Raw genomic sequence first — 12,563 nt, 5'->3', positions numbered from 1 at the left:
AAAATACGATTATATACGACATTTGTTGAGTTTAAAACATAAATTATGAGTAAAGCAATATATATAGCTACAAGCGATCAGAACAGCGGAAAATCAATTGTAACACTTGGTTTGATGAGTATTTTGATTGGTAAAACGGCCAAAGTGGGTTATTTTAGGCCCATAGTTGAGGATTTTGTGGATGGAGAGCTAGACAATCACATCGAGACCGTGCTGTCGCATTTTAATCTTGATATTAAATTTGAAGACGCCTTTGCCATCACCAAAAGCAAATTAATCAAGAAAAAAAACAAAGGAAAAATAGGAGAGGTTCTGGACCTTATTATCGAAAAATATAAAAAACTCGAAGAGCGTTTTGATTTTGTTCTGGTAGAAGGAACAAGCTTTACCGGAGAGGGAACTTCGATCGAACTGGATTTGAATGTTTTAATTGCTAAAAACCTCGGGATTCCGACCATCATTATCGGATCGGGAGTAGGTAAAACGCTGGAAGAACTAGTAGACAGTCTGTATTTGGTTTACGATTCCTTTAAAGTAAAAGAAGTTGAGGTATTATCAGTCATTGCCAATAAAGTACAGCCCGAAAACATCGAACTGGTGACACAGGGATTGCAAAAAAGTTTACCGGCCAATGTACTCATCAACACCATCCCGTTGATTTCAAGTTTGAACAATCCAACAATGCAGGAAATTGTCAACCAGCTTGATGCCAAAGTATTGTTTGGTGGCGCTTATTTAAACAATGAAATTGGACATTTTAGCGTTGGAGCAATGCAATTGCACAACTATCTGGTACATCTGCATGATAATGCACTGGTGATCACGCCAGGAGATCGTTCAGATATTATTTTAGGGGCTTTACAGGCCAATGAATCGGCCAATTATCCAACAATATCGGGAATTATCCTAACAGGAAATATCGTTCCGGAAGAAAGCATTCTCAAACTTATTGAAGGACTTTCGGCTGTCGTACCCATTATTGCAGTGGATGGTGGAACTTACGGGATCACCAACCGAATTGGATCGATCAGATCAGAGATTTACGCCAATAATACCCATAAAATAGAAACTTCGATCAGCACATTCGAAAAGTATGTTGCTATGGATGAGCTGTCTGAAAGGTTAATCACCTTTCAAGCAGAAGGAATGACACCAAAAATGTTTCAGTACAACATGGTAAAAAGAGCCAGACAGCACCGAAAACATATCGTTTTACCAGAAGGAAATGACGAGAGAATCATCATTGCAGCTTCAAGATTACTCGCTATGGATGTGGTCGACATTACCATCATCGGCGATAAAAAACAGATTGAAAGCAAAGTTAATGAACTCGGGATTACACTGGATTTTTCAAAAATTACCGTCATCAATCCAATAGAGTCGGAACTTTATGAGGATTATGCTAATACCTATTACGAACTGCGAAAAGCCAAGAATATAAGCATTACTACGGCAAGGGATTTAATGGAAGACGTTTCGTATTTTGGAACCATGATGGTATACAAAGGTCACGCTGACGGAATGGTTTCGGGTGCTGCACATACGACACAACATACCATTTTACCTGCTTTGCAATTCATTAAAACCAAACCGAATTCCTCGGTAGTTTCGTCCGTGTTTTTTATGTGTTTAGAAGACAGAGTTTCGGTTTTTGGAGACTGTGCCATCAATCCAAATCCAACGGCGGAACAATTGGCAGAAATTGCCATTTCGTCGGCAGAATCAAGTTCAGCTTTCGGAATTGAACCTAAAATTGCTATGCTTTCTTATTCTTCAGGAGCATCTGGAAAAGGGGATGAGGTAGATAAAGTAAGAGCCGCAACCGAAATTGTAAAACAAAAACGTCCCGATTTAAAAATTGAAGGACCAATTCAGTACGATGCCGCTGTCGATCGTGCTGTTGGGAAAAGCAAAATGCCCGATTCTGAAGTAGCAGGGCAGGCGAGTGTTCTTATTTTCCCGGATCTGAATACAGGAAATAATACCTATAAAGCAGTACAGCGTGAAACCGGAGCTTTGGCTATCGGTCCGATGTTACAGGGATTGAACAAACCGGTAAACGATTTAAGCCGTGGTTGTACGGTTGATGATATCATCAATACCGTTGTAATTACGGCCATTCAGGCACAAGGACTTTAATTAATTGTTAATTATGAATTGTTAATTATTAATTATGTGTTTTAAAGTATGAGGTACTCAAAAAAACCGTTTTATCCGTGTCTTCGCGATAGCGAATCCGTTTTACCAGCGTAAAAAATAATCATTTCAGCGTTAGGTCATACAACCTGAAACTTGAAACTTGAAACTTGAAACAAAAAAACTTAGAGACTTAGTCTCTCAGCAACTTAAATAAAAATGAAAATACTAATAATAAACTCAGGAAGTTCGTCAATCAAATATCAATTAATGGTCATGCCTACCAACGAAGTAATTTGTACCGGTATGATCGACAGAATTGGTTTAGAAACTTCAAATGTGATCTTTAAAACGGCAACTAACACTATCGAAGAAACCTTTCCGATTGCCAATCATAAAATAGGTTTGCAAAAAGTAGCCAATATGCTTTTAGATGCCGACAAAGGAGTCATTAAATCGACTTCAGAAATTGCAGCAGTGGGTCATCGTGTGGTACACGGAGGAAGCGCTTTTAGCGATACGGTAAAGATTGACGAAAAGGTGAAATTAAAAATCAAAGAACTTTTTGAACTGGCACCGCTTCATAATCCTGCTAATTTAGAGGGAATTAATGTGGCTGAAGAGATCTTTAGTTCAGCAGAGCAGATTGCGGTTTTTGATACTGCTTTTCATCAAACAATACCCGAATTGGCTTATAAATACGCCATTCCAAATTACCTTTTAACAGAACATAAAGTACGTGTTTATGGTTTTCACGGAACCAGTCATAAGTACGTATCTGAAAAAGCGATTGCTCACTTAGAAAAAAACGCTAAAATAATCACCATTCACCTCGGAAATGGCTGTAGCATGACTGCTATTAAAGATGGCAAGAGCATCGATCATACCATGGGATTTTCGCCTTCAAACGGTCTTATAATGGGAACACGTTCCGGAGATATTGACCAGTCCGTTATTTTTTATATGGTTAAAAACCTTGGGTATACGGCCGATGAAGTAAATTCGATTTTACTGAAACAAAGCGGTATGCTTGGACTTACAGGCTACAGTGATTTGCGCGACATTGAAGCAGAAGCTGAAAAAGGAAACAAAGACTGTATACTGGCATTGCAAATGAATGCCTACCGAATCAGAAAAACGATTGGTTCGTATACGGCAGCTCTAAACGGTTTGGACGCTATTATTTTTACCGCCGGAATCGGGGAGAACTCCTCTTATGTGCGCAAACTCGTTTGTACCGATATGGATTATTTTGGAATTGAACTGGATGAGGAAAAGAATCAGATTCGTTCTAAAGAAATCAGAGAAATCAACACACCAAATTCAAAAGCAAAAGTTTTGGTCGTACCAACGGATGAGGAATATGAAATTGCCAATCAGGTTTACCAGCTGCTTCAAAGCTAAAACTGGCCCATATTATAAAAGAAAGCTTCTCATTTGGGAAGCTTTTTTTATGCTTTCAGATTAAATATTTGTCTGTATCTTTGGCTATAAATCATACTATTTTGAAATCGATACTTCTTAAAGCTATATTTTTCTTTTTCATTGCTTTTCAAATCCAGGCACAAGAATTACTTCCTTTCGTAGAAAATTACAACAAATCAGATTATCAGGGCGACAATCAAATCTGGAATGTTGTTCAGGGAAATGATGATGCGATGTATTTTGCCAATAACCATTATTTATTGCGTTACGATGGTGTAATCTGGGAAAAGTATACCCTTCCCAATAAAACAATCATCCGCTCGATCATGATCGAAGGAGATAAGATCTATTCAGGTTCTTATAAAGAATTTGGGTATTGGTACCGAAAAGACGGAAAGATGCACTATGTATCGATCACCAGAAAACTGCGATTGTTTGATGAAAAAGACAACGAAGAAATCTGGAAAATCTTTAAGTTTAACGGTTCCGTTTACTTCCAGTCTTTTAATGATGTTTTTATTTATAACGGAAAACACATTCAGAAAATCAAATTTCCTTTTTTGATATCCTACTGTTTTGTAGTTGATAATAATGTGTATGTGGCCTCGGTTGAAAAAGGTCTTTTCCGCATGGACGGTTCGAGAATCGCCAATCCGAAAGGTTGGAACATTTTAAAAAAGACAGTAGTTCACGCCATCGAAAAATACAAAAACGAAACGTTTATTTTTACGCAGAAAAAAGGGATTTTCATTGTAGAAAAAGGAGGTTTAAGACCCTGGGACAATCCTTTAAATGAAATCCTAAAATCGGCAACAATCAATGTGGCCAAGTTCATTAAAGGAAATAAACTGGTAGTAGGAACCGGAAACAGAGGCGTATTTATTTATGACTTTCTGACCGACACCTATAAAAACATCAACAGGAACAATGTCTTAATGAACAATTCGGTCTTAAGCATTGGTTTTGATAAAGAGAACGATTTATGGCTAGGTTTAGACAATGGTATTACCCATGTAGAGATCAATTCTCCAATTTCCTTCTTTTATGATAATTCGGGTCTGCTGGGGTCTGTTTATTCCGTTGCGGCTATCGACAAAGGGTATCTGATTGCTTCAAATCATGGGGTTTTCGAATTTGTATCAGGCAAATTTAAGATGTTGCCCAATACACAGGGACAAGCCTGGAATATTACTAAAATCGGCACAAAATATATCATTGGTCATAATGACGGAACCTTTTGTTACGAAAATGGTTCGTTGGTTCGAATCAACAATATAAGCGGTGGATGGAATTTAACCAAAAGCAGCATCAATACCACTTATTTTCAATCTACTTACATCGGAGTTGTGGTGTATGATGACATTTCAAAACCTACGCAGAGGAGGATTATTAACGATCTTTCAAAACCGATAAAATATGTGGCGCAGAATCAAAAGAATGAAATCTGGGCTGCCGACAATTACCGCGGATTGTATCGCGTACTTTATGATGATGACTATAAGACCAAAAAAGTCGAGAACATCACCCAGCAGAGTAAAATTAAAAATGACTTTGGCGTAAAGATTTTTGAGTTTAGAAATGAGATTCTTTTTCTCATCAATAATGTGTGGTACACCTACAACTCGATTAGTGCGAGTCTGGAAGAAAACGAGCTGTTCAACTCTAATTTTAAAAAGATAAGCGATGTCGTTTCGATTGACGAAGACCACTTTATTGTGCTTCAGGATGGCATTTTGTATCATATTTATGCCAAAGGAAATAAATTTATCTGGAACATCATTCAGGAGAAATATTACAAAGGCACACTGATCAATGATAATCTGAGGATATTTAAAACACAGAATCATTATTTACTCAACCTTGATGACGGATTTATTTCGCTTCAGCTGACTTACGAAAACAAGCAAAATTCGAATGTTAAGATAGAAGCTTTTAATGACGGAAATCTTGTGCCAAACGATTCTAAAATCAAATACAATACAGAGATAAAAATAAATGTAATCTCAGGGATTTACGGTGCGAGCAAGCCTAATTTATTTTACAAAATCAATAAGGGCAATGATTTTTTACCAATTTCTGACGGGCTGGTGGTATTGAACAATTTAAGCAGCGGCAATCATGCTATTGTGGTTTACAAACACGATGGAGCGAGCTACGAAAAAGTAACCAGTTTTGATTTCAAAGTGGCAGAGCCCTGGTATTTTTCATTTTGGATGATCTTGCTGTACCTGTTGGTCGTAGGAGCTGTTTTGTTCATCTATTACAAATGGAACAAACTGCGCTACATGCAAAAATTGAAATTACAGGCCGAAGAATTAAAACACCAGCGTGAAATTCTGGAAATGGAATTAAAAGCAGAGAACGAACTGAATCTTCAGGAATACGAAAAACACATTCTGGAATTGGAACTGCAAACCAAATCTTCTGAAGTTGCCGGAAAATCATTGTCAATTGCCAAGCAAAGTGAAATGATCGATAATATTCAGAACATTCTGAACTCCGAAAAAGACTTCAATAAGCTTAAAAGTGAAATCAAAAAGGCAATTAAGATCAATGAAGTAAACAAACACGAGTGGGAAATTTTTGAAACCAATCTGAATCAGATTCACAATGAGTTTATCATTAATCTTTCTAAGAAATATCCAAGTTTAACGCCGAAAGATATAAAACTGTGTATTTACCTTAAAATGAATCTTTCATCAAAGGAAATTGCTCCTATGATGAACATCTCTTTTAGAGGAGTAGAACTGCACCGATATCGTCTAAGAAAGAAGTTGGGGCTCACACAGGATGAAAACCTCTCAAAATTTTTATTAAGTCTGTAAGATTGGGATTAGTTTTTTAAATATCTTATATTTTTCCATTTCTTTTATTGTATAATTCTAATACATCATTACTACATCATAACGTTATGTTAACAAAATAAAATTAATATTTAATTTGTTGATAACCATTAATTTGTGTCCGATTTTAAACATAATGATGTAGCTGTGTTGTAGTGGTATTTGATGTACTACAACGTTGTAATTGTTTAATTTGGCACTACTAACTTAAACGATTACGAACTGTATGAAAAATTTTATTTTTAGCTTTTTAGCGCTTTTGCTATTGCCGGCTTATATGTCTGGACAAGCAATTAAAGGAAAAGTAGTAGACAGTAGTGGAATGGGAGTTCCCGGAGCAATTATTTCTGCTTCGAGTACTAAAGCTTCTACTGATGCTGATTTCGACGGAAATTTTACCATAAATGCCAAAGTGGGCGAGATATTAAAAATCTCAATGTTGGGTTTTGAAGCTGTTTCTGTAGCAGCGACATCCGCACCAATGACGATTACGTTAAAAGAATCAGACGATACGGTTCTGAAAGATGTAGTGGTAATCGGATACGGAACCCGAAAAAAAATCGATAATACTTCAGCAGTAAGTTCTATTAAATCGGAAGAAATTACCAAAATGAAGGTATTAAATGCCTCTCAGGCCATACAAGGTAAGGCAGCCGGGGTTCAGGTATCTACTTCAGATGCACCGGGAAGTACTCCTTCTGTGGTGATCAGGGGAGCCGGTACTGCATTAGGAGGAAGAAATCCTTTATTTGTAGTAGATGGTATGCCAACCGAAAATATCAACAACATTAATAGTAATGACATTACCTCTTATGAGATCCTGAAAGATGCTTCTTCATTAGCAATTTACGGAACCAGAGGTGCCAATGGTGTAATTATGATTACCACTAAGGCAGGTAAAGGGAAACTTTCTGTAGATGTTGAAAGTTTTACAGGTTTCAGATCTCCTTTGAAAAAAGTAAAAATGGCCAATAGCGACGAATATGTTCGTTATAGTAATGCTGCTTTCAGCAAAGATTTTCCACAAGGAAGATTCTCAGCAAACCAACCTTACAATACCGATTGGCTTGACGAAATTACAAGAACAGGAATCTATACACAGAACAATATTGCAATCTCAGGATCTTCAGAAAACGTAAAATACTTCTTTAGTGTTGGAAATTACGAAGAAAAAGGAATTCTTAACGGATCTGATTATGGACGTACTACGATTAGAAACAATAATGAGTTTAAACTTTCAGAGAAAGTTAAACTGACTCAGAATTTAAGTGTAAGTACCATCAAGAACAGACCAATGCCTTTAAGCGCATTTACCAATGCTTACAGACAGTCTCCATTAGTTCCTGTGCGTTATCCTAATGGAAAATACGGTGTGCCGTTTGTTTCGAATGGAGTAGTGGCTGAAACGGGAGCATCTTTCAACAATGTTGGAAATCCAGTGGCTCAATTGGATTATACAAATGAGCAACAGGAAAGTGTTATTTTACAAGGTGGTTTGAAATTAGACTATGAGATTATCAAATCATTAAAATTCACTTCTCAGTTTAATGGAGAATTTTACACCTACAAACAATACAATTATGTTGACAATACAGCGCTTTGGTTATCAGCAGATCCAACGCGTGTTGTAGCAGGTTACCCTGGAAGTTTGAATAAAAACACTTTGACCAGAAGCAGAGATCAGTATTTCAACTGGAACTTGTCTAACTACCTGACTTATAATAAAGTTTTTGCAGAAATTCATGATGTTGAAGTTACTGCTGGTATCGAGGCTAACGTACAGGGAACCAGAGAGAAATTAACGATTGACAGAAAAAATGTAAATCCAGATTCAAATTACTGGTCTTTAAAAGATGTTAACGTTGCCAGTTCAGTAACAGGTTACAAAGACGAAGCTTTGAATCAAAGAAGATTGGCTTCTTATTTTGCCCGTTTCCAATACAAATTAATGGACAAGTATTTGCTTACCGGTACAGTAAGACGTGACGGATCATCGCAATTTGCAGAAGACAAACGTTGGGGAACATTCCCATCTGTAGGTTTGGGATGGATTGTATCTAGAGAAAGCTTTTTAAGCAAAGTAGAGCAAATCAATTTATTAAAATTAAGAGGTTCTTGGGGTAGATTAGGAAATCAAAATGTACCATTGAACACACAGATTATCACTTCGGGAGTAGATTATCCTAATTTTGGTTCAGGGATAACAGTTAACTCTCAAATCGATCCTAGTTTATCATGGGAAATTGTAGAAGAACTTTCTGGAGGTGTTGATTTTGAATTGTTAGACAGCAGATTAAAAGGATCTTTTGACCTGTACGATAAAAAAACAACCAACACTATTTTGAATGTTAAGCCTTATTCTTCATCAGGAATTACATTAGCAACACCAGCGCACATTGGAGAAGTATCTAACAAAGGGTATGAGATCTCTTTACGTTGGGACGATAAAATAACGGATAATTTGAGCTATTGGGTTGGAGGAAATTTTTCTCACAATAAAAATGAACTAACAAGTCTTAAAAATGTTCAGCTAAGTCCAATTATTGGAGGAAGTTTAGGAAACGGTCAAAATACTAAAATATTAGACAATACTTCAGTAGGACAGCCTTTAGGTAGTTTCTATATGTACGAATATGCCGGAATTGACCCAACAAACGGTCAGATGTTGTATTACAACGCAAACGGAGCCAAAGTAGCTCAGACTGCCTTAAACGAGAGAACCGATAAAAAATACGTAGGCTCACTTTTACCAACTTCTACTTACGGAGTTACTTTAGGAGTTAACTATAAAAATATTGATTTTTCTGTTGACGGTTACGGAACAGGAGGAGCAAAAGTTTACAATGGTAAAAAAGCACAGCGTTTTGGAGGTGAGAATATAGAAGCTTCTATGGCTCGTGATTTCTGGACACCAACAAATACAACAGCTTCTAATCCTGCACCTTCTAATGTGACACCTTTCGCGTCCACTTATTATTTAGAATCAGCAGATTTCTTCAGAATCAATAACATCACTTTAGGATATAAACTTCCTTTAAAAGACGATCAGTTTCTTAGCTACTGTAGAATATATGTAAATGCAATTAACCCGTTTATTACACAAAAATTCTCAGGATTTTCACCTGATGTAGTGTCAGATGGTAAGTTAGTTGAAGGTACTCAGGGGGTTGAGCTGGATGCTTATCCATCATTGAGATCATTTGTTATAGGTGCTAATTTAAAATTTTAATATTATGAAAAGATTATATATATCAATATTTGTACTCTCTGGATTGTTCATTTCAGGTTGTTCAAATGATTTTTTAGATGTAGAGCCAAGCGAGGCTATTCCGGCCGATCCTGCATTGGTAAACAGTGATGAGGGAGCTTCAAGTTTTGTAACTGCAATTTACAACCAGTTTTTAGGTTGGGAAATGTCCTCTTTTGGATGGAATGCAGTTTCAAGTATCATTTCAGATGACGCTGATAAGGGATCAGATCCCGGAGATGCCGGTGGAGATAAAGACATTGTTGACGCTTTAACGTACAATGCATCAACCCCATCATTTGAATCTACGTGGAATGCCAATTATGCAGGAATAAACAGATGTAATCAGGCATTGGAAATGTTCCCTAAGTTAGATAAAGTAACTCCTGCTTTGAAAACAAGATTAGAAGGAGAAGCTAAATTTATGAGAGCTTTTATGTATTTCACTTTAGTAAAAGGATATGGCGGAGTTCCTATTGTCGATCACTTAGCGTTGGTTCCGATTTCGGAAGAAGACAGAAAAATGCAGTTAACACGTAAGCCGGCAGCAGAAGTGTATGCTTTTATCGAAAAAGACTTAAAAGATGCTATTGCAAACTTACCGGAGAAATCAGCCTACGCAGGAAATGATAAAAAACGTGTTTCTAAAGGTTCAGCTTATGCCTTGTTGGCAAAGGTGAGTTTATATCAAAAAAAGTGGCAGGAAGTAATTGACAACTGCGATAAAGTAACAGGATATTCTTTAGTATCAGATTATGCTTTACAATATAAAAAAGAAGGAGAATTTGGTCCGGAATCTATTTTTGAGATTGATGGAATCGGTTCAACTTCAAGCCCTGGATTTGGAATTGGTAATTACACCGTTTCTCAGGCGCCACGTGGTGCCGGAGGTTGGGGTTGGGGTTTCAATACACCTACTGAGGGCTTAGCAAATGCTTATGAAGCAGGCGATGTAAGAAGAGCGGCAACGATCATTTTCAGAGGTTCCGTTTTATACGATGGAACACCGGTACCGGCTACTGTAGCAAATCCAAGATACAACTACAAAGCATACTCATCTGCTTTTTACAATCAGGAATTTACAGATACCAATCTTAGATATTTAAGATATGCTGAAGTAGTGTTAATGAAAGCAGAAGCATTGAATGAATTGGGGCAAACTTCGGCAGCAATTCCTTTAGTAAACATGATTCGTAAAAGAGCAGGTTTAGGAGACACTCCTTTTACTTCTCAGACCGATATCAGAAAAGCAATCTACAAAGAAAGAAGATTAGAAATGGCTTTCGAACATGACAGATGGTTTGATCTAGTTAGAACAGGACAAGCTGAGGCTGCTATGGCTGCTGACGGAAAAACTTTTGTGGTTGGAAAACATGAATTATTTCCAATTCCAACTTCATTCCTGAGAGAAGCAGGTGCACTTTCGCAACAAAACCCTGGTGGTTACTAAATAAATTTTTAAAATCACTTCCTTCCTTTTCTGAAGGAAGTGGTTTTTATTCATTGTTTTTAAAAATTTTATAATGGTTAAAATTTCAGTTTTACTATTAGCTTTTACTTTTTTGGGCTGTAATGCACAAGAAAAAAAAGACAAAGAAAAGGCATCGTCAGCTACAGTAAAATTAACAGACGAGCAGCTTTTAGCTACGGTTCAAAAAGAGACCTTTAAATATTTTTGGGATTACGCTGAGCCCAACTCAGGATTGGCCAGAGAACGGTACCATCCGGATGGGAATTACCCTGAGAACGATGCACATATTGTAACTACAGGTGGTTCTGGTTTTGGATTGATGGCCATAGTATCCGGAATGTCGCAAGGATATGTAACCAAAGAAAAAGGTGTTGAGAGACTGAACAAAATTGCTGATTTTTTAGGCAAAGCAGATCGTTTTCACGGAGCATGGTCACACTGGATAGACGGAAATACAGGAAAAGTAAAACCTTTTGGAACCAAGGATAATGGTGGAGATTTGGTCGAAACCTCATTTTTGGTTGCAGGAATGATTACCGTTCGCGAATATCTAAAAGACGGTTCTGAGAAAGAGCGAGCAGTAGCTCAAAAATATGACGCACTTTGGAAAGGAGTAGACTGGCAATGGTACACCAACAATAAAAATGTGTTATACTGGCACTGGTCGCCAACCTACGATTGGCAAATGAATTTTCCACTTGAAGGCTACAACGAATGTTTGATTACCTACGTGATGGCAGCTTCTTCACCCACACATGCGATAGAGGCAAAAGCCTACCACGAAGGCTGGGCGAGAAATGGCGGAATTGTTTCTTCAAAAACAAAATACAACCTGCCCTTAATTTTAAAACACAATGGGGCCGAGGAATTTGGCGGACCATTGTTTTGGGCACATTATTCGTATGTAGGACTTGATCCGAACCAATTAACAGACAAATATGCAAACTATTGGAATCTGAATGTGAATCAGGTAAAAATTGATTACCAGTATTGCATCGAAAACCCGGGGAAGTTTAAAGGTTACGGACCAGATTATTGGGGGTTAACCGCATCTTATTCCAGAAATCCTGACGGATCTATAGGTTACGATGCCCATATGCCAAGTAATGATAAAGGAGTAATTTCTCCAACAGCTGCCATTAGTTCGATCGTCTACACGCCAAAAGAAGCAATAGCTGTCATTAGAAATTTATACGAGAATCATAAAAAAGAAACCTTTGGAAATGCAGGGTTTTATGATGCGGTAAGCTTACAGAACAAATGGGTGGCAAAACGTTACTTAGCCATCGATCAGGGGCCTGAAGTTGTCATGATCGAAAACTATCGTACCGGTTTATTGTGGAAATTATTCATGAATGCTCCCGAAGTAAAACAAGGTTTAACGAAGCTTGGTTTTAAATCCGGAAAATATGGATTCTAACAACATTAGATCATGACATCC

General features: G+C 37.3%; 6 protein-coding genes. All 6 read left to right on the top strand.

All coding sequences use genetic code 11. The annotated features are described in order from the left end of the window. Positions 1-45 precede the first annotated feature (45 nt). The 6 genes from pta (at position 46) to ACN1CN_RS02885 (ending at position 12,542) form a co-directional block, all read left to right on the top strand. Complete coding sequence (pta, locus tag ACN1CN_RS02910) at positions 46-2,139, top strand: phosphate acetyltransferase (protein ID WP_264523592.1); 2,094 nt, start codon at positions 46-48, stop codon at positions 2,137-2,139. A gap of 216 nt (positions 2,140-2,355) precedes the next feature. Then, complete coding sequence (locus ACN1CN_RS02905; protein ID WP_419134598.1) at positions 2,356-3,540, top strand: acetate/propionate family kinase; 1,185 nt, start codon at positions 2,356-2,358, stop codon at positions 3,538-3,540. Between the two features lie 101 nt (positions 3,541-3,641). Beyond that, entirely contained in the window at positions 3,642-6,386 is a 2,745-nt protein-coding gene (locus tag ACN1CN_RS02900; RefSeq protein ID WP_419134597.1) for a LuxR C-terminal-related transcriptional regulator, read from the top strand. A gap of 244 nt (positions 6,387-6,630) precedes the next feature. Further along, positions 6,631-9,633, top strand: coding sequence for a SusC/RagA family TonB-linked outer membrane protein (locus tag ACN1CN_RS02895; RefSeq protein ID WP_419134596.1), 3,003 nt, complete (start codon positions 6,631-6,633; stop codon positions 9,631-9,633). A gap of 4 nt (positions 9,634-9,637) precedes the next feature. Beyond that, a complete protein-coding gene (locus ACN1CN_RS02890) occupies positions 9,638-11,101 on the top strand; it encodes a RagB/SusD family nutrient uptake outer membrane protein (RefSeq protein ID WP_264523596.1) in 1,464 nt (487 codons plus the stop codon). Between the two features lie 73 nt (positions 11,102-11,174). Then, positions 11,175-12,542 (top strand): glucoamylase family protein, encoded by a 1,368-nt coding sequence (locus ACN1CN_RS02885; protein WP_419134595.1) that lies wholly within the window; start codon positions 11,175-11,177, stop codon positions 12,540-12,542. Positions 12,543-12,563: the final 21 nt, after the last annotated feature.

Origin of the sequence: Flavobacterium sp. T12S277 (genome assembly GCF_048514875.1) — a bacterium.
Lineage (GTDB): Bacteria > Bacteroidota > Bacteroidia > Flavobacteriales > Flavobacteriaceae > Flavobacterium.
The sequence above is the reverse complement of the archived record's forward strand: the minus strand, read 5'-3'. Positions and strand labels throughout refer to the sequence as shown.